At 55.6% G+C, this 22653-nt stretch carries 22 protein-coding genes; 8 read left to right on the top strand and 14 right to left on the bottom strand.

Features of this window, described 5'->3' with window-relative positions; translation table 11 throughout:
* Positions 1 to 389 precede the first annotated feature (389 nt).
* Positions 390 to 953, top strand: a complete 564-nt coding sequence (locus ACXI0A_RS09885; RefSeq protein ID WP_476151091.1) for a methyltransferase domain-containing protein — start codon at positions 390 to 392, stop codon at positions 951 to 953.
* Here the strand turns inward: ACXI0A_RS09885 and ACXI0A_RS09880 are convergent.
* Positions 941 to 1660 (bottom strand): glutamine amidotransferase, encoded by a 720-nt coding sequence (locus ACXI0A_RS09880; RefSeq protein ID WP_476149124.1) that lies wholly within the window; start codon positions 1658 to 1660, stop codon positions 941 to 943. The two genes, ACXI0A_RS09885 and ACXI0A_RS09880, sit on opposite strands and share 13 nt — an antisense overlap.
* Before the next feature lie 190 nt (positions 1661 to 1850).
* Here ACXI0A_RS09880 and ACXI0A_RS09875 point away from each other — a divergent pair, with 190 nt between their 5' ends.
* Positions 1851 to 2735, top strand: a complete 885-nt coding sequence (locus ACXI0A_RS09875; RefSeq protein WP_224929074.1) for a DMT family transporter — start codon at positions 1851 to 1853, stop codon at positions 2733 to 2735.
* Positions 2736 to 2782: 47 nt separating this feature from the next.
* The gene (locus tag ACXI0A_RS09870) at positions 2783 to 4144 is read left to right on the top strand and encodes a CoA transferase (RefSeq protein WP_476149126.1); all 1362 of its coding nucleotides are present in this window, start codon (positions 2783 to 2785) and stop codon (positions 4142 to 4144) included.
* Here the strand turns inward: ACXI0A_RS09870 and ACXI0A_RS09865 are convergent, their stop codons facing one another.
* The 3 genes from ACXI0A_RS09865 to ghrA are packed head-to-tail and all read right to left on the bottom strand — an operon-like array spanning position 4145 to position 6432.
* On the bottom strand, positions 4145 to 4705 hold the full coding sequence (locus ACXI0A_RS09865; RefSeq protein ID WP_476149128.1) for a molecular chaperone TorD family protein: 561 nt from the start codon (positions 4703 to 4705) through the stop codon (positions 4145 to 4147). It abuts the gene before it with no gap.
* A 26-nt stretch (positions 4706 to 4731) separates the two neighbouring features.
* Positions 4732 to 5469, bottom strand: a complete 738-nt coding sequence (locus ACXI0A_RS09860) for a phosphatase (RefSeq protein WP_034821944.1) — start codon at positions 5467 to 5469, stop codon at positions 4732 to 4734.
* 24 nt (positions 5470 to 5493) lie between these two features.
* Complete coding sequence (gene ghrA, locus ACXI0A_RS09855) at positions 5494 to 6432, bottom strand: glyoxylate/hydroxypyruvate reductase GhrA (protein ID WP_476149129.1); 939 nt, start codon at positions 6430 to 6432, stop codon at positions 5494 to 5496.
* Between the two features lie 208 nt (positions 6433 to 6640).
* On the opposite strand from ghrA, the gene treA reads away from it, so the two are divergent.
* Both treA and ACXI0A_RS09845 read left to right on the top strand, forming a co-directional pair.
* Positions 6641 to 8320 (top strand): alpha,alpha-trehalase TreA, encoded by a 1680-nt coding sequence (treA, locus tag ACXI0A_RS09850; protein ID WP_476149130.1) that lies wholly within the window; start codon positions 6641 to 6643, stop codon positions 8318 to 8320.
* Between the two features lie 256 nt (positions 8321 to 8576).
* Positions 8577 to 9059 carry a type VI secretion system tube protein TssD gene (locus tag ACXI0A_RS09845; RefSeq protein WP_476149131.1) on the top strand — a complete coding sequence of 161 codons (483 nt, stop codon included), beginning with the start codon at positions 8577 to 8579 and terminating at the stop codon, positions 9057 to 9059.
* A 23-nt stretch (positions 9060 to 9082) separates the two neighbouring features.
* Here ACXI0A_RS09845 and ACXI0A_RS09840 read toward each other — a convergent pair whose 3' ends face one another.
* Together ACXI0A_RS09840 and ACXI0A_RS09835 are read right to left on the bottom strand one after the other, a co-directional pair.
* Positions 9083 to 9460, bottom strand: a complete 378-nt coding sequence (locus tag ACXI0A_RS09840) for a hypothetical protein (protein WP_476149132.1) — start codon at positions 9458 to 9460, stop codon at positions 9083 to 9085.
* Positions 9441 to 9953 carry a tlde1 domain-containing protein gene (locus ACXI0A_RS09835; protein WP_476149133.1) on the bottom strand — a complete coding sequence of 171 codons (513 nt, stop codon included), beginning with the start codon at positions 9951 to 9953 and terminating at the stop codon, positions 9441 to 9443. Before ACXI0A_RS09835 ends, ACXI0A_RS09840 begins: the two co-directional genes overlap by 20 nt.
* A 453-nt stretch (positions 9954 to 10406) precedes the next feature.
* Here ACXI0A_RS09835 and ACXI0A_RS09830 point away from each other — a divergent pair, with 453 nt between their 5' ends.
* Positions 10407 to 12500 carry a TonB-dependent siderophore receptor gene (locus ACXI0A_RS09830; RefSeq protein ID WP_476149135.1) on the top strand — a complete coding sequence of 698 codons (2094 nt, stop codon included), beginning with the start codon at positions 10407 to 10409 and terminating at the stop codon, positions 12498 to 12500.
* A gap of 61 nt (positions 12501 to 12561) precedes the next feature.
* Here ACXI0A_RS09830 and ACXI0A_RS09825 read toward each other — a convergent pair whose 3' ends face one another.
* On the bottom strand, positions 12562 to 12810 hold the full coding sequence (locus ACXI0A_RS09825; RefSeq protein WP_224929091.1) for a GlsB/YeaQ/YmgE family stress response membrane protein: 249 nt from the start codon (positions 12808 to 12810) through the stop codon (positions 12562 to 12564).
* A gap of 186 nt (positions 12811 to 12996) precedes the next feature.
* On the opposite strand from ACXI0A_RS09825, the gene ACXI0A_RS09820 reads away from it, so the two are divergent.
* Both ACXI0A_RS09820 and ACXI0A_RS09815 read left to right on the top strand, forming a co-directional pair.
* Positions 12997 to 13731 carry a flagellar brake protein gene (locus ACXI0A_RS09820; RefSeq protein ID WP_224929094.1) on the top strand — a complete coding sequence of 245 codons (735 nt, stop codon included), beginning with the start codon at positions 12997 to 12999 and terminating at the stop codon, positions 13729 to 13731.
* A gap of 89 nt (positions 13732 to 13820) precedes the next feature.
* Positions 13821 to 14948 (top strand): mechanosensitive ion channel domain-containing protein, encoded by a 1128-nt coding sequence (locus tag ACXI0A_RS09815; protein ID WP_476149137.1) that lies wholly within the window; start codon positions 13821 to 13823, stop codon positions 14946 to 14948.
* 34 nt (positions 14949 to 14982) lie between these two features.
* On the opposite strand, the gene ACXI0A_RS09810 is transcribed toward ACXI0A_RS09815, so the two are convergent.
* The 7 genes from ACXI0A_RS09810 to ACXI0A_RS09780 form a co-directional block, all read right to left on the bottom strand.
* Positions 14983 to 16470, bottom strand: coding sequence for an FGGY family carbohydrate kinase (locus ACXI0A_RS09810; RefSeq protein ID WP_476149139.1), 1488 nt, complete (start codon positions 16468 to 16470; stop codon positions 14983 to 14985).
* Between the two features lie 2 nt (positions 16471 to 16472).
* Complete coding sequence (locus tag ACXI0A_RS09805) at positions 16473 to 17417, bottom strand: transketolase C-terminal domain-containing protein (RefSeq protein ID WP_476149141.1); 945 nt, start codon at positions 17415 to 17417, stop codon at positions 16473 to 16475.
* A complete protein-coding gene (locus tag ACXI0A_RS09800) occupies positions 17410 to 18240 on the bottom strand; it encodes a transketolase (RefSeq protein ID WP_224929102.1) in 831 nt (276 codons plus the stop codon). Before ACXI0A_RS09800 ends, ACXI0A_RS09805 begins: the two co-directional genes overlap by 8 nt.
* Positions 18241 to 18436: 196 nt before the next feature.
* The gene (locus ACXI0A_RS09795; RefSeq protein WP_224929105.1) at positions 18437 to 19537 is read right to left on the bottom strand and encodes an ABC transporter permease; all 1101 of its coding nucleotides are present in this window, start codon (positions 19535 to 19537) and stop codon (positions 18437 to 18439) included.
* A 2-nt stretch (positions 19538 to 19539) separates the two neighbouring features.
* Positions 19540 to 21054 (bottom strand): sugar ABC transporter ATP-binding protein, encoded by a 1515-nt coding sequence (locus tag ACXI0A_RS09790; protein ID WP_224930284.1) that lies wholly within the window; start codon positions 21052 to 21054, stop codon positions 19540 to 19542.
* Positions 21054 to 21665 carry a DUF2291 family protein gene (locus ACXI0A_RS09785; RefSeq protein WP_476149143.1) on the bottom strand — a complete coding sequence of 204 codons (612 nt, stop codon included), beginning with the start codon at positions 21663 to 21665 and terminating at the stop codon, positions 21054 to 21056. The genes ACXI0A_RS09790 and ACXI0A_RS09785 overlap by 1 nt, the downstream gene beginning before the upstream one ends.
* A 13-nt stretch (positions 21666 to 21678) precedes the next feature.
* Entirely contained in the window at positions 21679 to 22620 is a 942-nt protein-coding gene (locus tag ACXI0A_RS09780) for a substrate-binding domain-containing protein (protein WP_476149145.1), read from the bottom strand.
* Positions 22621 to 22653 lie beyond the last annotated feature (33 nt).

Genomic DNA, 22653 nt, shown 5'->3' with positions numbered 1-22653 from the left:
TCTCCTTGCGGGACAGAGTGGCGAATAACAACTATGAAACCTGTTATTAACATTGATCGATCAATGTCAGCCTGTCAGATCGCAGAGCGGGAAACTGTGACCGCACCGAAGGAAAATTCCGGGAATGAGGGTTTGAGATTTATGCGTGATGATCTCTCACGCCAGTCTCAGCATTGATTAAACGTTAGGCACTTGCCCGCCGTACTTCCGCTTCAGGATAACGGGGGCTATTGCGCCACTTCACAGACGCGTTATCAGGTCCACATGCCGCCGTTTTCTCCCCCGCTTCGTTGCGGATAATTCCGAGTTTTGGCGCAGATGCAGCGAAAAGCGAAACAAACGCAATGAATTTGGTCAATATGAAACAGGATACTCATCAGGAGAAAGAGATGTTGGCTTCAGCCCTGACGTTAATGCGCGCCAAAGCGAACTTCGTTCAGCAATTTATTCGAAACCCGCGCAAGATGGGCAGCATCACGCCCTCCTCTGCTGCGCTGTGCCGCACCATGTGCGATGCCGCCAACTGGGATCACAGCCTGCGTATAGCCGAACTTGGAGCCGGGGACGGTGTATTAACTCGCCACATTCTGGACAGAATGTCGCCGCAAGCTCAGCTGGATGTGTTTGAAATCAGCCCTGATCTGGTGGCAAACCTGCGCGAATGGACCGATCCGCGTATGCAGGTGCGAGCCTGCTCGGCCGAGTACTTGTCTGGTGAATACGATGTGATTTTTTCTGGCCTGCCGCTGCTGTCGCTGCCGCTGGAAACGCGTGAAGCGATTCTTGGCGCCGTGCACGATGTATTGGGCCCACGCGGTGTATTTATTCAGTTCCAATACACCTCATTGACCCAACCTACTCTGTCACGTTACTTCACCTGGCAGCGCCAGCGGGTGCTAAAGAATATGCCGCCCGCGTGGGTATATCGCTGCACCCGACATTACGCGCCCTGAGCCTGCACGTGCGGCTGCGGCCGCGTTTGCTGCCAGAATCTTTGTAGCAACTCTCGTGACCAATCCTCACCGACGACCTGCGCGCCATCATCGCTCACGCCCGCCGGTAAGCAGGTGGTCATGATTTCGCGGGTAAACTCAGGATGGAACTGCACCGACAGCGCCTGCGGGGAATAACGTAAAATCTGGCAGCCATCCAGCTCGGAATGCGCCAATACTTTTGCCTGCGAAGGCGGTGTGATCACTGACTGACGATGTGACAACCACGCCTGGAACTCACCAGGCAATGTCGCTAACCAGGGATCATCACTGGCGGTGTGGGTCAGGTTTTTCAAGCCACGCTCCCAGCCGTTCGGGTTATCCCCCACTTTGCCGCCCAGCGCATACGCCATCAGCTGATGACCGTAACAGACACCCAGCAGCGGCAGATCCGCTTCCAGTGCACCACGAATCCATGCGGCCGTGCGTTCGCTCCAGTCAGCGTGATCGGTCACCATCGCCCATGAACCGCTGAGAATAGCGCCGCTGACGCGATCAAACGCCGGCAGCTCTTCGCCAAGGTGCGGACGGACAATGACATAGTCATCAGGCTGCAGTTGCAGCGCATCAATAAACCAGACGGGTTGTTCACCAATTTGCGCCACAACCTGCGGTGGCGGTACTTCGAGTTGAATCAGAGCAAGGGGTAACGCGCGGCTGTGTGTCATTCCGAATTTATTCCTTAACGGAGTCAGGTTTCGGACATCCACTTTGACAGGAAATCAGTGACCTGTCTTATTTTTTTCCTGCATAAGCTCATGCCATAACGAAAAATATTTTTGCACAATGTCACAGAAATGCACGGCTTCGTGCCATGATTAGCCGGTGATTACCCCCTTTCATGTGAAGGATGACATTGTGGCAGTGCGGCATTTCTTTATGGTTCTGATGGTGGTCTCCATCTGGGCTTTCAATAACGTGGCAGTGAAGTGGGGATTGCTGGAACTTCCGCCGCTGTTCCTCACCTGGATGCGTTTTGTGGTGGTGGCGATTGTGCTGGTGCCGTTCTGCCGCATCACGCGCGAACAGCTGCCGTGGCTGCTCACACTGGCCTTCACCTTTGGTTTTATGCACTTCTCGCTGCTGTTTGTCGGCATGCGCTACACCGATGCCGGTACCGGCGCGATTGTGGTACAACTCGGCACGCCGATTGCCATGTTGCTGGCGATGCTGGTGCTGAAAGAGAAGCTGCGTCTGGTGCAACTGTTCGGCATCGGCGTCTCTATGTGCGGTGTGGCGGTACTCTCCGGCAGCCCGACGATTCCGGCCTGGTGGGTATTGTGCATTCTTCTGTGCAGCGCCTTTGGCTGGGCCATCAGCAACATGATTGTGAAGAAATCGCCGCCGATTAAACCACTGACGCTTACCGGCTGGATCTCGTTCCTCGCCGTGCCGATTGTCGGTGCCGCTTCCTGGCTTACCGAATCACAGCAGTTTTATGCCCTGAGCCACGCGGGCTGGCGCGGCTGGTTTGGTATTCTGTACAGCGCGCTGGCTTCATCGATCGTGGCTTATACGCTTTGGTATTCGCTGCTGAAAAAGTACAACGTCAACTTAATCATGCCTTACTCGCTTCTCACACCTGTGCTGGCCGTTTTGATGGGCGTATTCGTGCTGGGCGATAGCATGAACAGCTTTAAGATTCTCGGCGCGTCTCTGGTGGTGCTTGGTACAGCTATTGCGGTGATCAACCTGCGTAATCTGCGCATGCACGCGCGCTTTCCTCGCCTGCGCCGCCGTTAAATTCTCTCTGCTATGCTTGAGTCTCGCGCGTTTTCCGGAGACTCAATATGGATACTCAATCTGCTGCCGCGCTATGGCAGCAACTGTGGCAAGGATTGTGTGGCGCGGAACCCCTTCCCGCGCTCAGCTTTCTCCAGCCCGATACCTTTTCTTCCGCGTTTGCCGTCAGTGAACTGGCCGCCACCAGCATCGGGTTGGCAAGCCAGGCGCTGAGCGATTTGCTCAGGCAATCAGCCCCGGTCAGCGTCAATGTCCGGATCGCCTCTCGCTGGTTTCAACATAGCCTCACGCCGTTAAATCGTCCTCCTGCCGCACTTTGGGATCCTTTTGCTGGCGATTACGCCACCGCCGATGGCTGGATCCGTCTGCACACCAACGCCCCGCATCACCGAGCCGCGATGGAGCGGGTGCTGGGCCAACAGGCCGACCGCGCCGCGCTGGCAAAAGGAGTTGCGCACTGGCAAGCGGAAGCGCTGGAGCAGGCCGTGATTGAGGCAGGCGGTTGTGCCGCGCAAATGCGCAGTGAGCAGCAGTGGCTACAGCATCCTCAAGGCGTGGCCGTCAGCAGTGAAGCACTGATCGCCCAACAGGCCACGGGGGATGCGCCCACGCCTGGCTGGCAGCTGCCGACGGCACGTCCCTTGCTCGGCGTGCGCGTGCTGGACCTGACGCGCATTATCGCCGGGCCGGTCGCCACGCGTTTTCTCGCCAGCCTCGGCGCGCAGGTGCTGCGTATCGATCCTTACGGCTGGGAAGAGCCGACGCTGGAAGAGGAGATCACCTGCGGCAAACGCTGTGCCCGGCTCGATCTCAAATCCAAAGCGGGACTTAAACAACTGCGCGATCTGATCAAACACGCCGATGTGATGGTGCATGGCTATCGTGCGGATGCGCTGGAAAAGCTGGGGCTGGATGCAGAGTCTCGTCGCAAACTGGCACCCGGATTGGTGGATGTGAGCCTGAATGCGTGGGGCTGGAGCGGGCCGTGGCGCAATCGGCGTGGCTTTGACAGTCTGGTGCAGATGGGATGTGGCATCGCCGAACAGGGCATGAGCTGGAGTGGTAACGCTAAACCAACACCGCTGCCGGTGCAGGCGCTGGATCACGCCACCGGCTATATGATGGCCGCCGCCGTGCTGGAAGGGATGCGTCAGCGTCGTGAAAATCATGTTGGCTGGCAGGCTCGCTTATCGCTGGCGCGCACCGCAAGGCTATTGCAACAGTTTGGCGCGTCACCGCAACAGCCGCAGCATGGCATTACGGCACAGCACGGCGATGCGCTGGCGACAGTTGAGATCAATGCATGGGGGATTGCTGAAAGGTTGCGTGCCGCTGCGTATCTGCCCGGCACGCCGATGATCTGCGCCACGCCGGGCGTCAAACTCGGCAGTAGCGCAGCCAGCTGGTAATCAGGCTTCTTCGCTGTCGTCTTCGTTCAGCTCGTCGTACATCGCCTGAATGGCTTCACGACTCAGCGCGGCCAGCGTGCGGTAAAACGCGCTGGTCGCGTGCGCTTCGACTTTGCCGAGGAACGCGCCGCACCATGGCATCAGATAGTCGTCGAACAGCGCCAGCTGCGCGGCGGACTCATCTTCCGCAGACTGATCTTCCAGCCACGACGCCGCCAGCAACAGCACGCCAAAATGATCGGCTGGTGCATCGCTCAACGGCATGCCGCGTGAGGAGAGGAACGCCCGCACATCCGCCTCTTGCGGGCCGTTTGGCCACTGTGAAGCATAAGGCGGTACGCTGCATTCGCTGCCGACAAACAGCGCATTGTAATCCGCCGCCAGGGCCTGCGGATCGCTGTTCTGCTGCAGACGCGTCAACAGTTCATCCTGCTCCAGCGGCCACTGAGCCTTCAGTTTGCCTTCACGTAACATGGTGAAAAGCGGCACCAGCAGCGGATCTTGTGGCTGGCGGTTGAACAGCGAGCCGATGACGCGGCAGAGAATGGAAAACTCATTCATGCAACAGAATTCCTTGAGGCTAAAAGTTAAAAGTCCGCAAATTCAGCAATGTGCTTACCGGTACGCTGTTCGAGGAAATCGAGCAGGCGGCGCGGCGTGACATTTAACACGCGATCCTCGGGAAAATCCACTTCGCGTGTGATGCGGATGCAGTGTTCGAAATGACCGAGGGTAAACGCGGTGTGAGAATCTGAGCCAAACGCCAGACGCCCGCCTGCATCACGCACCGCTTCGGCGATGGCGCGACAGTTCGGCTCACTGCCCGGACGTGAATGGGTAAAGGATGAGTTGTTGATCTCCAGCGCCACATCATAATGCGCGGCGGCTTCGGCAATCGCGCGGATATCGACCGGAAATTTCGGGTTGCCCGGATGCGAAATGATGTGCACCAGCCCACCCGCCATCGCCGCAATCATCGCCTCGGTGTGATGTGCTTTGTCACGTGGCGCATACACCGGCTCATGGAAACCGGCCACGATCAGGTCCAGTGCATCCAGCATCGGGCCGCTACAATCAATTTCGCCCTGCTGGTTTTTGATGTTGGCTTCAATACCGCGCAACACGCCCACGCCATCAATCACGCGTGGCCAGATGCGCATGTTTACGAAGTGCCAGTAATGCGGCGCATCCGCCATATCCGGGCCGTGATCGGTGATGGCAAACAGCTTCAGGCCATTCTGCTTCGCCTGCACCACATAGTCATGCAGCGTGCTGTAAGCGTGGGTACTGGCAACGGTGTGCATATGCAAATCGACGGGATACATCCTCTTCTCCTGACTCAATATGAATTAATAACCGCGCTGACGATCGACTAAACCACCCGGTTGATCCCCCTGCTCCAGAGCAAGTATGGCACCGGCAATGAAATCCATCGCCTCGCCGGGCAACGTGATAGCCGCAGTATGTGGCGTCAATGTGACATGTGGATGAGACCAGAGCGGGTGATCCGCTGGCAGCGGCTCAGTCTGGAACACATCTAGCGCCGCGCCCGCCAGTTGGCCGCTGTTCAGCGCCGCCAGCAGATCGGCTTCCACCACATGCGCGCCACGCGCCAGATTGAGGAAAAAGGCCCCGTGCGGTAACACGCGCAGCAACTTTTCATCGATCAGGTTGGTGGTTTCCGGCGTGGTGGGCAGCAGGTCGATCAGCACCTGAGTGCCATCGAGAAACGCATCCAGCTGATCGCGACCGTGGAAGGTTTGCACGCCATCAATCTGCTTAGCCGAGCGGCTCCAGCAGCGCAGCGGGAAACCCCACTGACGCAAACTTTCGAGCACGCTACTGCCTAATACGCCCGCGCCGAGCACGCCGATGGTGAAGTTGGCGCGGTCCGCTGTGTCGAGTGGCTGCCAGTTTGCCTGTTGCTGCTGCTGACGATAATCGGCAAAACGGCGGAACCAGCCCAGCACACACCAGTTGGCGTACTCCTGCATCTGTCGCGCCATACCGGTGTCTTCGAGACGGAACAACGGCACGTCATCGGATAGCATTTCCGGGTGAGCGTGCAGCTGCCTGAGGATTTCGTCCACGCCCGCGCCCATGGCAAACACGCCTTTTAATGAGCTGCCAGCCAGCATCTCGATGGGCGGTGAACGCACAATGGCGTAATCCGCCGGTGCGCTATCGCCTGGCTGCCAGAAACGCACGTTGGCTTGCGGTAAACGCTGACGTAATCCTGCAAGCCAGCGATCGGGGGCTTGCGACGGGTGATACCAGATAATCTCCATACAGCTCTCCTTTTTTTTCCTTCAGCCTCAGGTAAATAGCGGCTAAGGGCAAGTAAAAACCTTAGGGTTAATGCAATTTCATGCGTGATTAATTCCCGCTGCTTCACATTTCCATGGCTTAAGGCGGCTAAGCAGCGCGTTACCGACTAAAGTTGTTTGGGTGGTCAATGTGTTAGCGCACCACCTTTTCGGACAAGGAGAAAAACCGATGATAAAAAATGTCAAATTCACGCCCGCCCCTCTGACGTTCTTACTCAGCGCGGCGCTGCTGGCAAGTGCTTCTGTAGCGCATGCTGAAGATACCAGCCGCATGCTAAGCAGCCAGCCGCAGCCACCCGATATCCGACTGGGGCCACTGTTCAATGCCGTGCAACAGGCAAAATTTTATCCGGACCAGAAAACCTTTGCCGACGCGGTACCGAAGTACAATCCTTCCTCGATACTGGCAGACTGGCAGATGCAAAAGAGCCAGCGCAATTTCGACCTGAAGCATTTCGTTGACGCGAACTTCACACTGCCCAAAGAGCAGGACAAATATGTGCCGCCTGCCGGTCAGAGCCTGCGTGAGCATATCAACGGCTTGTGGCCGGTACTGACCCGATCCACGCCGACCGCCAGCCAGTATGATTCCCTGTTGCCGCTGCCGAAACCCTATGTGGTGCCGGGTGGGCGTTTCCGTGAAGTCTATTACTGGGACAGTTACTTCACCATGCTGGGTCTGGCGGAGAGTGGGCACTGGGATCGCGTGCAGGATATGGTGGACAACTTCGCCACCGAACTGGATAGATACGGCCACATCCCGAACGGCAACCGCAGTTATTATCTCAGCCGCTCACAGCCACCGTTCTTTAGCCTGATGGTGGATCTGCTCGCTACGCATAAAGGGGATGACGTCTACCGTCAGTATCTGCCGCAGTTGCAGAAAGAGTATGACTACTGGATGGCGGATAGCGATAACGTCGCCGCCGGTCAGGCCAGCAAGCGCGTAATCAAACTAGGCGATGGCACCCTACTCAACCGCTACTGGGACGAACGTGATGCACCGCGCACCGAATCCTGGCTCGACGATGTCAACACTGCCAACAAAGCACCAGAGCGCAATAAACAGCAGGTGTATCGCGAACTGCGCGCGGGTGCGGCATCAGGCTGGGATTTCAGTTCACGCTGGTTTACCGATGCGCATAATCTGGCCTCGATCCGCACTACCCAGCTGGCACCGGTCGATCTCAACAGCCTGATGTTCCATCTGGAACATGTGCTGTCCAAAGCCTCGAAGCTGGCGAATCAGGATGATAAAGCCAAACAGTTCGCGGCAGATGCTGAGAAACGCCAGGCTGCTATCAATCGTTATCTGTGGGACGAGAAACAGGGTTGGTATGCCGACTACGACTGGCAGAAGAAGCAAGTCCATCCTCAGCTGACTGCTGCCACGTTGTTCCCGCTGTATATGCAGGTGGCGAGTGATAAACAGGCGGATCGCACCGCCAAAGCGGTAGAAAAACAGCTGCTGAAACCCGGCGGTTTGGTGACGACCACCGTTAATAACGGTCAGCAATGGGATGCGCCAAATGGCTGGGCACCGCTGCAATGGGTGGCGGTGGAAGGTCTGGAACATTACAAGCAACCGAAGCTGGCGCAAGAGATTGGTCAGCGCTTCCTGCAGAACGTGCAGGCCACTTACGACAAAGAGCACAAGCTGGTTGAGAAGTACGTGGTAGAAGGCGCACAGTTAGGTGGCGGCGGCGGCGGTGAATACCCGCTGCAGGACGGCTTCGGCTGGACCAATGGCGTCACGCTCAAACTGCTCGATAAATACTGCCCGAAAGATAAAACCTGTAATAACGCGCGCGATATCCCGAATATGCCTGCGCTGAGTGCAGGGAAATAATTAACCGTCGATCCTCTTAATATATTTGTTTAACTGCCCACCATCAAAAGGTGGCCGCTCTGGCGGTCACCTTATTTCGTTATAAAGCAGCTTATCGTCTGCCCCCGGTAAACCATCGACACTGTCCACTTGTCAGAACATATTTTGAGATTCGGTGAGTAATCAATATTAACCTCTAATTCCACAAAATAACTGTATGTAATTATATTCCCTGATGTATATTGCTGAAAGGAAAAACAAAAAAGGACGATGTAAAATGCCAATTCCAGCTTATCTGTGGCTTAAAGATGATGGCGGCGCGGTAATCAAGGGAAGCGCGGATGTACAGCACCGTGAAGGAAGTATTGAAGTCGCGGGCTTTTCTCATGCAATCACGCTCCCGGTTGACGCTCAGACAGGGAAAATTACGGGCAAACGAAAGCATGCGCCTATCTCATTTGAAAAAGATTTTGATTCATCCAGCCCTTACCTTTTCAAAGCTGTGACAACGGGCCAGAAGCTCACGTCAGCAGAGTTCAAATGGTATCGCATCAACGATGCAGGTCAGGAGGTGGAGTATTACAACATGCTCCTCGAAGGCGTGACGGTGATCACTTTCAGCCCAGGAATGCCAAATACGAAAATCGCTGGTCTGGGCGGCGTTAACCACAGCGAGTCGGTGTCATTTATGTACGAAAAAATCACTCATAAATACTGTGACGGGAACGTGCAACACTCAGACTCATGGAATGAGCGATGACAGAAGGGGCTGACGCCCCTTTTTTAAGGCGCGATGTATCCAATCAGATAAATGGCCGCTATCACTGTGGTCATAATCAGGGCGGTTTTAAGCAGTTTATTCAGAAACACCTTCATAAAAATGTTTCGTAATTCAGGTTTTTTCATCAGACAGACTGCCGTAATGAAGACGACATAAACGGGTGCGGCTAGTAACAGGTCCAGATAAATATTTAACTCGTCAAATATCATCATGGTCTGTTCGCCCATGCCCGTAACGCCCCTCCATCCGGCCACGGCATCAACGTACTGCCAGCTAATGACGCGCTCACCAAGTGAGAAGTAGCCATCAGTGATAACGACTGCAATAAATGAGGCAATGAAGATCGCAAACCCCATAAGCTTACGGGCAGCTTGTGCCATTCGCGATAACCTCTATTTTTCCGTATGCTCTGAATTTAGAGTTGGGAATATCAAATTGTTCCGTATTCAGTATGATTTCACGCAGCCTGAGAAAATCAGTGCGGTGTACCAGCGTAATACAGCCTTCCGAAATGCTACCGGGGTGCAGCCTGAATCCCCCTCTTTCGACGCCCTCGATAAAGGTCGTGTCATCAATACTCCCGTCCGCACGAAATAGCGCAAACCATTCATAGTGATTGATAATTGAACGGGTTTTAATGGATTTATACACGTCGATCCCCGCAGCACGGATGACATTCTTCCAGTCTCCGATGGGTCTGTCCACGATGTAATAGCAGCCCGGAGGAACCGGGCCCAGCTTCGAGATGTGGCCGCACCCGCCTTTGTTCATGTAGGCCTGTTGCCCGGAGAACGCCATAAAGGTGCCAACGCCGTAAATCGTCAGTGGCGCAATGTCCGCGCCGTTAAGAACAAACTTTCCCTGTAATGCCATCCGTAATCGCTCCATATAATAAACCACGTTTATTATATGGTTTTGTTGCGCAATTAATAGACTCCGCTCGATAAACCTTTGCTTTATTCGCTTAAAAAATATTTCACTAACGGTTCTGACTTAGAGATTTTCATTTGTATGCCCGCACATGATTCGTGATGTCCTGTAGCACTTTGCCGACTTTTCAGGCATAAGCGAGTACCCGTCGAAAACCGAAAATGCGTCTTCGCTTGTTGTCAGTTGGTAAATGTCATCGAGTGCTTCTCTGAGCTTGTTTGTCATGCCATCCCTTACTTTTCGTTTCCTCACAATCTCTTGAACCCACATTAACAACTTGAAACACACCTCACTTAAAGATAATAATTCTCACTCTTAATTTTAATCGTATTCTCATTAGTTTTGTGGCGATGGTGCTTCGCTGCTTTTTACCTGCTTCCCGTTAAAGGATTTTCGATGACGCTTTTTACCCTCAATCGTGGCCGCGTGCTGTGCGCACTGGCTCTGGCCCTACCTGCCGCAACCTTCGCAGAAGAATCCATTGTGGTCACCGCGCAACCGCAAGAGAGCGCCAACTCACCGACGCAAGGCTATCTCGCCACCCGCAGTGGTGGGAGTAAAACTGATCAGCCACTGATCACCACTCCGCAGTCCATTTCAGTGGTGACCCGTCAGCAGATGGAAGATCAGGGCGCACTCGATCTCAATCAGGCACTGAACTACACGCCGGGTGTGTTCACTAACTTCGGCGGTGCCGCCACTCGCTATGACACCATTGCCCTGCGCGGTTTCCATGGCGGCGATGTCGATAACACCTTCCTGGATGGCTTGCGCATCATGAGTGATGGCGGCAGCTTCAACATCCTGCAGGTGGACAACTGGTTCCTCGATCGCGTTGACGTGATCAAAGGTCCCTCTTCTGCACTCTACGGCCAGACCGTGCCGGGCGGATTGGTCAATCAGGTCAGCAAGCGGCCGCAGTTCGCTGAAGAGGGCCATTTCCGCCTGTCGACCGGCACCAACGCCACCAACAGCGCCGCCTTTGATTACACCAATGCGATTAACGATCAGTGGGCATTCCGTCTCACCGGCATCACGCGTAACAGCGACACGCAATACGATCACACCCGCGAAGAAAAATATGCGATTTCGCCACAGTTGCTGTGGCAGCCCAGCGAAGACACCAGTCTGGTACTGCGTGCCTATCTGCAAAAAGATCCGTCCGGTGGTTATCACGGTTCCGTACCCGCTGAAGGCACGCTCTACAGTCACAATGGCCGCAAGCTGAGTGACGGATTCTATGAGGGCGACAGCGCGCTGGATCAGTTCAAGCGCCATGAGCAGATCTACAGCTACGACTTCTCGCACCGCTTCAATGAAGTGTGGTCTGTTTACTCCACTGCCAGCTATAGCCACTCCAATGTCGATCTCGATCAGGTGTATCAGATTGGCTGGAATGCCACCAATCCGGATCTGCTGACCCGCTACTTCTCCGGTGAACGTTCTTCTCTCAGCGCATGGGCCAACGACAACCGCCTGCAGGCCGATTTTGCCACTGGTGCGCTGCAGCATCGTGTGATCCTCGGTGCCGAGTACCATCGTTATAAGAACGATATAAGCAAAGCCGGTGACTATGCGAGTTCCCTGAATCCATGGACGGGCGAAGCGGTTGGCAACATGCCGGATTACAGCTGGAGTGAGGAAACCCGCCGTTACTACCAGACCGGACTCTACTTGCAGGATGAGATGCAACTCGACCGCTGGCATCTGGATCTCTCCGGCCGCTACGACCGTATCGTCTCCAATAATGGCACCAGCCGTCGCCAGGATGACCACATCAGCGGCCGTGCTGCACTGTTGTATGCGTTCGACAGCGGTATTTCACCGTACGTCAGCTGGAGCCAGGCGATTACTCCGGCCTCTCTGACCGACCCGTATGGCAATCAGTTGAAGCCGACCACTTCCGAGCAGTATGAAGCCGGTGTGAAATACCAGCCGGTGGGCACGCGCGATATGTACTCCATCGCGCTGTATGATTTGACGCAGAACGATGTGGCGAACCGTAACGTGGTGGACAGCACTTACAGTCCTTCCGGCAAAGTGCACTCGCAGGGCATTGAGCTGGAAGCACGCAACCAGCTGACGCCGCGCCTCAGCACAATCGCCGGTTATACCCTCAACCATCTGCGTTACAAGGATTCGGTAGACGGCAATGATGGCCACACGCCATACGTCACGCCGAACAGCATGGCGTCATTTTGGGGTCACTATCAGTTTGATTACGGCCTGAGCGCGGGCGCGGGTGTGCGTTATATCGGTAAGCAGTGGGCTGATAATGAAAACACCACACGTTTGCCGTCAGTGACGCTGTTTGATGCTTCCGTACGTGCCGATCTCGGTGCGTGGGATTCACAGTTGAAAGGGGCATGGCTGCAGGTGAATGCCAATAACCTGACCGACAAAAAGTATCTCGCCGCCTGCTATGGCACCGGTTACTGCTATCGCGGTGCGGAGCGGACCATTACCGCTACCGTGGGTTACGATTTCTAACCGCCATAAAAAAATCCGCATCCCGTTGGGGATGCGGATCTCATTAAATCAGGGTGTACTGCTAGGTACGCACTTTACGGTAGATCCACAGCACCACGATGGCACCAATCACCGCCACCACGAAGCTGCCAAAGTTGAAACCGTCAACCTTGCCGAAGCCAAACAGGGTACTGATCCAGCCGCCAACCACCGCGCCGACAACCCCTAATACCACAGTGATGATGAATCCGCCGCCATCTTTACCTGGCATGATCCATTTAGCGATGATCCCGGCAATCAAACCAAAAATAATCCATGAAAGAATACCCATTTACTGCTCCTTACGTTATGAATCAAGGTGTTCACTGCGATTAGTATAGCCGGATATTTTTACTTTGCTTGATGAACATCACTGTAAAATAATAGTTAGCAGGCTAAAGCTTTTTGTCAGGCCGTCGATAATAGTTCGATAGCCGTGTCAGCCGTGATAATAACAATCGGATAAGTGGAGCAGGATGTGAAAGACGCCGATAACGAACAATATCTCAAACGAGGCACCCTTGCTGTTTTAAACGTAATGAAGGATTTGTTACGTTTCCAGACCCCATTAATGGTCAGTTTTTCGCGCGGTCAATTTATCAGCCGCATGCTGGATGCCGATGAGGATCGCGTGATCTTCGATCTCGGCAGTAATGCACTGGATAACGATTTAGCGCTGCAGGGCGGTGAAGTGAATATCGCTGCAGAAACCCAGGGTGCTAAAGTGGAATTCGGCTTGATCAAACTGGAGCGCACCGAGTTTGAAGGCTTACCCGCTTTCGCTGCCCCGCTGCCTGAGCTACTGTGGCAGATTCAGCGTCGTGAATTTTTCCGTGTTTCAGCTCCGATGGAACCGGTGTTTTACTGCCATACGCAGTGGCCGGATGGTAGCAAAGCGCGTTTCCGTTTACAGGATCTCTCTCTCGGTGGCGCGGGCGTATTGCTCGATGACAGCTTGCCCGAGGGCCTGAATCGGGGTGATACCTTTAAGAACCTGCGCGTGGAATTGGGCGAATACGGTCATTTTGAGGTCACCGCACAGCTGCTGCATATTGGCGAACGCAGCACGGTCACCAGCAAGAATGAAACCCGCACAACCCCACGCCTCAGCTTCCGTTTCACCGCCATTGAGCCCGTACAGGAACGCCAGCTACAGCAAGTGATCTTTGCGCTGGAACGTCTGGCCCGCGACAAAGCGAATCGCTTCCAGTAATTCCCTGCTGGCGCCACAAAAGGCGCCAGCCAGGCTATCCTTTCCTTGCTTTCACTTTTTATCGCCTCCCAGCAAGGAGAATCTCCCCAATGGAAAACTGGCTTTCTACCCATCGTTTACAGCTCATTTTTCTCAATCAAACCTTCTGGATAAACAGCGCCATCATCGTCTTCGGTACTCTGATGATGTATTGGCTTTTGCGTACCCTCATCCGCTTTGTATCCAACCGTATTGCGCACTACAGCGAGCAGCGGAATCACCGCGTCACCACACTGCTGGTGGAAATCCTGCGCAGCACCAGCCAGCCTTTGCTGCTGATTTTCTCATTACTGATTGCACTGAGATTTGTCGACCTACCCGCCAGCTGGAGCGTGACGATTGCACACGGCTGGTTCCTGGCCTTTATTCTGCAAATGACCATGTGGATTGACTGTGGTATCCGGCTCTGGCTACAGAGTTTGCTGCGTGATCCATTGCACGTGCGCAATCCGGTGACCACGGTGATCCTCGGCATTCTGCTGCGGGTGGTGGTGTGGGTGATGATGATGTTGGCGATCCTGTCCAACATGGGCATCAATATTACGGCACTGGTTGCCAGCCTCGGCGTCGGCGGTATTGCGATCGCCCTGGCGATTCAGACGGTGTTGAGTGACGTGTTTGCCTCGCTGGCCATTGGTTTTGACAAGCCCTTTGAGCATGGCGATTTTATTGTGTTTGGCGATGTGGCGGGCTCAATCGAACACATTGGTCTGAAAACCACCCGGCTGCGCAGCCTGAGCGGCGAACAGATCGTTTGCTCGAACACCATCTTGCTGCAGCAGACCATCCACAATTACAAACGCATGCAGCAGCGTCGCATCGTGTTTAAGTTCGGCATCAATTACGGTACGCCTGCTGAGAAAGTGCGACAAATTGGCAGCATGGTGAAGGAGATCATTCAGGATGTGCCGGATACTCGTTTTGACCGCGCACATTTCCTCGCTTTTGATGAGTCGCAGCTGACATTTGAAGTGGTCTACTTCGTGCTCAGTGCCGAGTACAACAAGTACATGGACATCCAGCAGGAAATTAACCTCCAGCTGATGGCGCAACTGGAGCAGAAGCAGATTCGTTTTGCTTTCCCAATGCGTCGCGTCGAGTTTACGGGGGGTGTATTACCACGGATTAATCTCAGCGATGCCTCCAATGAATCCTCACCCCAGACGGCACAACGTTAGTGACCGATGTTCAGGCGGTTACCCCGCCTGAACACTAATGCGGTTGATAACGACAACGCGCCACCGCTTCCAGCCAGCCGCGATAATTCTCCTGCATGATGGCCGCGCGATCGCTGCGCGGTTCAACCACGCTGCCACCCTGCAGCGCCTGCATATCACTGCCCTGCTGCCACCAGCCGAGTAAACGTCCCGCCAGCAATGCGGCACCAAGCGCGGAAACTTCGGCGGTGGGTGCACGTTTTAATGGTCGCTGCAACACGTCTGCCTGTAGCTGCATCAGCCAACTGTTTTCGGTTGCCGTGCCATCGACACAGAGCGCGGGCAGTTGCACACCACTGGCCTGCTCCATGGCGAAGAACACGTCGGCGATCTGGAAGGTGATCGATTCCAGCGCCACCCGCGCCAGCACCTCTGGCGTGGCTGCATCGGTGAGGCCGCACACCATGCCGCGCGCTTTCAAATCCCACCAGGGTGCGCCCAAACCCGACAGCGCCGGCACGAAATAGATGCCCTGATTATGTTCACTACGCTGCGCCATTGCCGTCAGTTCACGTGGATCGCTGATGCCCAGCATGCGTCCCAGCCAGGCCGCGCCCGAACCGGTATGCGTGATATTGCCCTCGAAAGCAAAACGCAGCGTGCCATCATGCCAGGCTACCGTGGTGCTGAGACCGTTTTCGGTCAGCAAAGGTGTGGCCATCGACATCATCAGCGATGAGCCGGTGCCGTAAGTGGCTTTCACCACTTCTTCACCTGCGTTGCGCTGCGCCTGCAGTGCCGCATGAGAATCACCGATGCGCGACAGGATCGGCGTGCCCGCTTTCAGCCCGGGGATGTCCTGTACGGTGACCACACCCTGCGCGCTGGCGGAGGGCACAATGTTCGGCAGTGCCGGGCGCGGGATATGGAACAGCGTCAGCAGTTCGTCATCCCAGTCACCGCTGTGCAAATTGTAGAGTTGGGTGCGGGCCGCATTAGCGTGATCGGTGACAAAACTTTCGCCGCCGCTTAATTGCCAGCTGAGCCAGCTATCCACCGTGCCGATGCAGAGTTCACCGGCTTGTGCACGCGCCAGTCCATCCGGAATCGTGGCCAGCATCCCGGTGAGTTTGCCCGCCGGAAACATCGGATCCACCGCCAAGCCGGTTAAACCGGTGATGCGTGGCGCTTTGCCCGCCATGCGTAAATCGCGACAAAAGGCTTCCGAACGGCGATCCTGCCAGCTCACCAGCGGCGTCAAAGGCTGGCCGTCGCGGCGCTGCCAGATCAGCACCGACTCGCGCTGGTTGCTGATCGCTACTGCGGCCACCTCCGCTCCGCCGCACTGCGCCAGACAGCTTTCTATCGCCTGTTTCACTGCCTGCCAGATCGCCATTGGATCCTGCTCGGCCAATCCCGGCTGCGGATGGGCCAGCGTCAGAGGTTGACTGCCGCGCGCCACCACGTTGCCTGCACGGTCCACCGCAATGGCTTTCGCGTTTGTCGTACCTTCATCAATTGCCAGTATTAATGGACCCGCCATGTTTACGCTCCTGCACACATGCGCACTGCACTCTTCACCACGCTGGCGGCGTCGATACCATGATGCGCGCGCGTGGAGGCTCGATCGCCAGCAATCGCGTATTGCCCATCCGGGATACCCAGACGCAACAGCGGAATACCGCAGCCCCCTTCAGCCAGTACTTCTGCCACCAGGCTGCCGACGCCGCCATTGACGTTGTGTTCTTCTACGGTGATCACCGCCGGATAATGCTTTAACAGCTCTTGCAGACGTTGGGTATCACAGGGACGAATTGATGGAATGGCGATCACACCTGCGCTGATTCCCTGTTCCTGTAATTGCTCGGCCGCGCTCACCGCCTCATGCACGGTGGAGCCCATTGCCACCAGCACGATGTCGTTGCCTTCGCGCAATACGTCAATCTGGCCGGGACGGAACTGGTAGTTCTCATCGTGCAACTGCGGCAGGTCTTTACCATCCAGACGGATGTAAACCGGACCCACATGCGCAAGGGCATAATCGATGATCTGGCGGCACTCAAGCGGGCAGGATGGCGCGTAAATTTCGATATTGCCGAAGCCACGCATCACCGCAATATCATCAATACTGTGGTGGGTGCTGGCCAGCGGGCCGTAGCTGGCACCGGCATTCAGGCCAAACAGTTTGACGTTGGTGTTGTTGTAGCAGACATCCACTTTCACCTGCTCATTGGCGCGCGAAATCAGGAACGGTGCTGCATTACAGGTCACCGCCACTTTACCGCCAATCGCCAGACCGGCCGCCGTGCCCACCAGCGTTTGTTCCGCGATGCCGACGTTAATCAGGCGATCCGGGAACGCCTTGATAAAGGGCGATATTTTGGCCGTCGAAGTCGAATCCGCCACCACCGGCACCAGATCCACACCGCGATTCACGGCATCAATAAAGGCCTCCACCATCACCGTAGCCAGGTGTTTTGCATTACTCATCTTTCAATTCCTCCAGTGCCAGTTCGATCTCTTCCCCTTTCGGCACGCGGTGATGCCACTCTGGTTTGCCCTGAATAAAGGAGATGCCAAAGCCTTTCTCGGTATGCGCCACAATCACCTGCGGCTTGCCGTTGCGCGGCAGGTTTTCAATGGTTTCCACCACGGAAGCCATGTCATTGCCATTACACTCAGTGACTTCCAGACCGAAGGCGCGCCATTTGTCCGGCAGCGGATCGGTGTTCATGATGTCGCGCGTATGCCCCGCCAGCTGCAGTTTGTTCTTGTCGTTGATGATCACCAGGTTATCGAGGTTGTAGTGCGCCGCCACCAGCGCGGCCTCCCAGTTACTGCCCTCGGCCAGTTCACCGTCACCGGTGACCACAAAGATGCGGCGGTCGCTGTTGTCTTTCTTTGCCGCCAGCGCAATGCCGACCGCCACCGGTAAACCGTGGCCCAGCGCACCGGTGTTGAGTTCCACGCCCGGCGTTTTCTGCCGCACCGGATGACCCGGCAGATGCGAATCCGAATGCTGATAAGTCGGCAGCCATTCCGTCGGGAAGTAGCCCGCCTCTGCCAGCACACAGTAATAGCCGCCGACCGCGTGCCCTTTCGACTGGATATAGATGTCACGCTGCGGATCGTTAGTGCGATCCGGTGCGCAATTAAGGATGCGGAAATAGAGCGCCGTCAGGATTTCGACCTGAGAGAGATCGGCACCGGTGTGTCCACCCGCCGGGCTACCCGCATTCAGCTGGATGATGCGGCGACGCACGGCGCGCGCTTTCGCGGTCAGGTCCGCCACCGAGTATTTGAAAGGATTCATAGACACCTCTGCATTTTAAAGCGTTATTGAATATATATTCACAACAGATAAAAAATTTACCCAGATTTTTACCCTAAATAAGCTGAGTTGCGGGAAGGCGGTCAACTCGTAAATCCCCAGGAGCTTACTCAGGTAAGTGACTGGGGTGAGCGAGTGCAGCCAACGCACCTGCGGCTCGGCTTATGACGGGTAACGATTAACCTTTGGCCTCACCTTCCTGAATCATTGCCTTCTGTGCCACCACTGCGGCTTTCTGCTGCATGCGGCTTTGCATTTGATCGATGATCACCGCCACGATAATCACGATGCCTTTGATCACCATTTGCCAGAACTCGCTGACGCCCATCATGATCAGACCGTCCGCCAGGAAGCCAATAACAAAAGCCCCCACCAGCGTGCCCAAAATGGTACCACGCCCTCCGGCCAGTGAAGTGCCACCGAGCACCACCGCCGCAATCGCGTTCATCTCAAATGAAGTACCGTTGGCCGGATGGCTGGCCACCAGCTGCGAGGAAACCACAATGCCGGCAATCGCTGCACAGAAACCTGAAATGGTGTACACCCAGATTTTTACTGACTTCACTTTGACGCCGGAGAGTTCTGCCGCACGCTCGTTATCACCAATCGCATACACCTGACGGCCAAACGGCAGGCGGCGTGCCACATAGGCAATCACTAACGCCAGCACTACCATCATCCAGATCGCCCATGGCAAGCCAAGGAAATAGCCCGCGCCGATCTTGTCAAAACCCGTGTTACCGAGCTGTGGATTGCCCTGCAAGCCGGGAAACGTTTCGCCGCCAGAGGTCAGCATCGCTGCCCCGCGCAGGATGTACATGGTGCCCAGCGTGCAGATAAACGGGGCCACATTATATTTCGTGATGATCCAGCCATTCACTGCACCAATCAGTCCGCCCACCACTAGCACCACGGGCACAATTACCCAGACGCTGGGAAAGATGGCAATACCAAACATCGGCAGCACAATGCCTTTGGTGATCAACCATCCGGCAACCATGCCGCACAGGCCCAGCGTGGCACCGATGGAGAGATCAATCCCCGCCGTGATAATGACAAAGGTGATGCCGAGCGCCAGAAACGCATTGATGGCGATGTGTTTGACCATGATCACCATGCTGCCCACCGCGAGGAAATCCGGCACGGTGATGGCGAAGAAGCCAACAATGAGGAACAACGCGATAAAGGTGCGCAGCTTCAGCAGCAGCAGAATCATGCCTTCACGTGAGTTGAAAACCTTACCTGGCGAAGCGAGCGCCATTGCGCCATTGTTTTTCATGCTCAGAACCCCTGTGCACTTGCTTTAACCAGCGCTGCCTCTTCCGCTTCCGCGCGCGGCAGGTCAGCTGTCAACTTGCCGCCGGACATCACAAGAATGCGATCGGCGACAGCCATAATTTCTTTTAGATCGGAGGTGGAAAACACCACGGCAATGCCCTGCTCTGACAGTTTCACCATCATGCGGAACACTTCCGCTTTGGCACCGACGTCAATGCCGCGGCTTGGCTCATCCAGCAGCAATAAACGCGGGTTGGTGAGCAAGGAACGGCCAATCACCACTTTCTGCTGATTGCCGCCGCTCAGCGCACTGATCGCCACCTCGGGTGACGAGATTTTGATCGCCAGATTGCCTACCGTGCTGTTCACCGCTTCCCGCTCTGCCTGTTCCGAAATCACGGTGCGATGGGACAGACGACGCCATAAACTGGCAATGGTCAGATTGCTGGCCACGGAGGAGACCGGGAAAATACCGGCCCGTTTGCGATCTTCCGGCACCAGGCTCATGCCCATACGAATGCGTTCGGCGGTCGGCAAGCGCGTCGGCAGCGGTTTGCTGTCCAGCCACAGTTTGCCGAGATAATTGCGCTGGCTGCCGAGCAGGCACTCAAACAGCTCAGTGCGTCCCGCGCCCATCAGTCCATAAATGCCAACGATCTCCCCGGCGCGCACGTTAAAACTGACGTCGTCTACCAGCTTATTGCCATGGGCACTGACGCAGGTGATGTGCTCGGCTTCCAGCACCGCGGCGCCGAACTGACGATCGGGCGGCAGAAAGTTACTCACTGGCTCGCTGCCGAGCATTTCACGCACGATCCACGGCACATCGATGTCGCTGACCTTCGCTTCCGCCTGAAAGCGACCGTCGCGCAGAATGGTGATCACATCGCCAATCGCCATCAGCTCCTCGAGCCGATGCGAGATGTAGATGATGGAAACGCCCTGCCGCGTCAGTTCGCGGATCACACGGAACAGGATCTCCACTTCTGTTTTGCTCAGCGCCGACGTCGGTTCATCCAGAATTAAGATGTCGGCGTTCTCTGCCAGCGCTTTGGCGATTTCCACCAGTTGCTGCTGGCCCACTTTCAGGTTGCCGACGATCTCATCCGGCGAAATCGGCTGGTCGAGACGTTGCAATAACGCAGCGGTACGGCGCTTCTGTTCTGCTTCGTTAATTGGGCTAATGCCGCGCTGGATTTCTCGTCCCAGGAAGATGTTTTCCGCTACGCTCAGGTTTTCGAACAGGTTGAGTTCCTGATGCACCATGCCGATACCGTGGCGGGCGGCGTCTCGCGTACTGCTCAACACCACTTTTTCGCCGTTGAGGAACATTTCGCCACTGGTGGGCTGCTGTACCCCGGCGAGAATCTTCATTAACGTGGATTTCCCCGCCCCGTTTTCGCCGATGATGACGTTCACTTTGCCGCGCCAGACACGATAATCGACACGATCCAGCGCCAGAGTGCCCGGGAACAGCATCGACATTTGACTGGCCTGCAAGATGATTTCATCGCTCATCATGGATTCCCCTGCTGCAACTGAATCGCCACCACACCATCCACCTGATTCGGCTCCATGCTGACGGCTAACAGCGCCTGTACCGGTTTACCTACCCAGCTGGCATCGACCGGCGGAAGTTGCTTAACCGCATGCCGGTTCAACGCTTTGGTCAGCTGCGCGTATTGCACCTGGTTGGTGAACTCTTCAAAGCGATAGCCCGCCGCATCACGAATCGCATTACTGCGCAGCACCGGCCCAATCAACACCTTGACCGGTTTGCCATTGATGGTGACGGTCAGGCTGCGTTCCCGTTCATTGCTGTTATCAAAGGCGGTGACGGTGCCACCGGCACGCACAAACACGCTTTCGCTGCCCCCGGCCTTGACGGTATGACTTTTGGTTTCCATATCTGCCCAGCTCAGCGCCTGCTTCTCGGCAGGTTGCTGCACCCGGCTGGCCCAGCTCGACTCTGCGATCTGCTGCGGCGTTTGGTTGCTGTAACCGGGTTTGGCATTGGGATCTTTCGGCATGATGGGATTGCCGTTTGCATCGAGATCCACCACGGTGCAGGCGGTTAACATCAGCGATAAGAGCCCAACCATCAGCCCGGCTGCTGCTTTTCCCTTCATGCCGACCTCCGTCTTATTTCGCCAGATTGAAGTTTTTCAGCTTCGAGGCATTGCTGTCGTCGATCAGCACGCAATCCATCAGCTGCTTCTCTTCTTTTTGCGCTTTGCCGTTTTTCAGGTAGTAATCCACCTGCTCAACCGCCATCTGAGCCTGATCCCAGCCCGGCTGCAGCACCGTGGCTTTGATGTTGCCTTTATTGATGATGGAGTCACGGGTGTAGTCGCTGCCGTCAAAGCCGACCACAATCACGTTGGTTTTACCGGCGGCTTTCAGCGCCGCTTCCGCACCCAGCGCCATAGTGTCGTTTCCGGAGATCACCCCCACGATATTGGGATTCTTCTGCAGAATGGTTTCCATACGGCTGAAGGCTTCGGTCTGGCTCCAGTTGGCACTCTGCTGCGCCACCATCTTCATATCGGGATAGTCATCCAGCACGTCGTGATAGCCCTGCGAGCGCACACCCGCGTTGGTATCCGACTCTTTACCCAGCAGCTCGACATAGTCACCTTTGCCGTTCAGCAGCTTGGCGAACTTCTCTGCACCCAGCTGCGCGCCCTGGTAGTTATTGGAGACAATCTGCGCCACGGCGATACCGGTTTTATTGATTTCACGGTCAATCAGGAAAGTCGGGATTCCGGCATCTTTGGCTTTCTGCACCGGGCCGACGGTAGCGTCTGCGCCGGCGTTATCCAGGATGATCGCTTTGGCCTTACGCGCAATGGCGGTTTCGATCAGCTGGTTCTGCTTATTCACATCATCATCGTGCGAGGCCACCAGCGTGGTGTAGCCGAGCGCTTTGGCCTTCTCCTGCGCACCGTCGGCTTCGGCTTTAAAGAACGGGTTATCGTGAGACGGCGTGATAATGGCAATCAAACCTTTTTCTGCCGCCAGCGTTGCCGCTGAGGCCAACATCAGTGAAGCCAGTAGGGTCATTTTGAGGACAGAAGCTTTCATTGATTTTTCTCCGCTTGAATATATATTCAATTG

This window comes from Pantoea sp. C1E2, from assembly GCF_056491465.1.
Note: the sequence above shows the minus strand (reverse complement) of the source record. Positions and strands in the feature narration are given on the sequence as shown.

Coding starts and splice junctions, on each gene's coding strand:
- ACXI0A_RS09870 (WP_476149126.1), top strand. CDS start 2,783: ATGGATACTCAATCTGCTGCCGCGCTATGGCAGCAACTGTGGCAAGGA.
- treA (WP_476149130.1), top strand. CDS start 6,641: ATGATAAAAAATGTCAAATTCACGCCCGCCCCTCTGACGTTCTTACTC.
- ACXI0A_RS09885 (WP_476151091.1), top strand. CDS start 390: ATGTTGGCTTCAGCCCTGACGTTAATGCGCGCCAAAGCGAACTTCGTT.
- ACXI0A_RS09830 (WP_476149135.1), top strand. CDS start 10,407: ATGACGCTTTTTACCCTCAATCGTGGCCGCGTGCTGTGCGCACTGGCT.
- ACXI0A_RS09880 (WP_476149124.1), bottom strand. CDS start 1,660: ATGACACACAGCCGCGCGTTACCCCTTGCTCTGATTCAACTCGAAGTA.
- ACXI0A_RS09795 (WP_224929105.1), bottom strand. CDS start 19,537: ATGAAAAACAATGGCGCAATGGCGCTCGCTTCGCCAGGTAAGGTTTTC.
- ACXI0A_RS09835 (WP_476149133.1), bottom strand. CDS start 9,953: ATGGCATTACAGGGAAAGTTTGTTCTTAACGGCGCGGACATTGCGCCA.
- ACXI0A_RS09810 (WP_476149139.1), bottom strand. CDS start 16,470: ATGGCGGGTCCATTAATACTGGCAATTGATGAAGGTACGACAAACGCG.
- ACXI0A_RS09825 (WP_224929091.1), bottom strand. CDS start 12,810: ATGGGTATTCTTTCATGGATTATTTTTGGTTTGATTGCCGGGATCATC.
- ACXI0A_RS09865 (WP_476149128.1), bottom strand. CDS start 4,705: ATGAATGAGTTTTCCATTCTCTGCCGCGTCATCGGCTCGCTGTTCAAC.
- ACXI0A_RS09860 (WP_034821944.1), bottom strand. CDS start 5,469: ATGTATCCCGTCGATTTGCATATGCACACCGTTGCCAGTACCCACGCT.
- ACXI0A_RS09800 (WP_224929102.1), bottom strand. CDS start 18,240: ATGAATCCTTTCAAATACTCGGTGGCGGACCTGACCGCGAAAGCGCGC.
- ACXI0A_RS09815 (WP_476149137.1), top strand. CDS start 13,821: ATGGAAAACTGGCTTTCTACCCATCGTTTACAGCTCATTTTTCTCAAT.
- ACXI0A_RS09840 (WP_476149132.1), bottom strand. CDS start 9,460: ATGGCACAAGCTGCCCGTAAGCTTATGGGGTTTGCGATCTTCATTGCC.
- ACXI0A_RS09785 (WP_476149143.1), bottom strand. CDS start 21,665: ATGAAGGGAAAAGCAGCAGCCGGGCTGATGGTTGGGCTCTTATCGCTG.
- ACXI0A_RS09780 (WP_476149145.1), bottom strand. CDS start 22,620: ATGAAAGCTTCTGTCCTCAAAATGACCCTACTGGCTTCACTGATGTTG.
- ACXI0A_RS09790 (WP_224930284.1), bottom strand. CDS start 21,054: ATGAGCGATGAAATCATCTTGCAGGCCAGTCAAATGTCGATGCTGTTC.
- ACXI0A_RS09805 (WP_476149141.1), bottom strand. CDS start 17,417: ATGAGTAATGCAAAACACCTGGCTACGGTGATGGTGGAGGCCTTTATT.
- ACXI0A_RS09845 (WP_476149131.1), top strand. CDS start 8,577: ATGCCAATTCCAGCTTATCTGTGGCTTAAAGATGATGGCGGCGCGGTA.
- ghrA (WP_476149129.1), bottom strand. CDS start 6,432: ATGGAGATTATCTGGTATCACCCGTCGCAAGCCCCCGATCGCTGGCTT.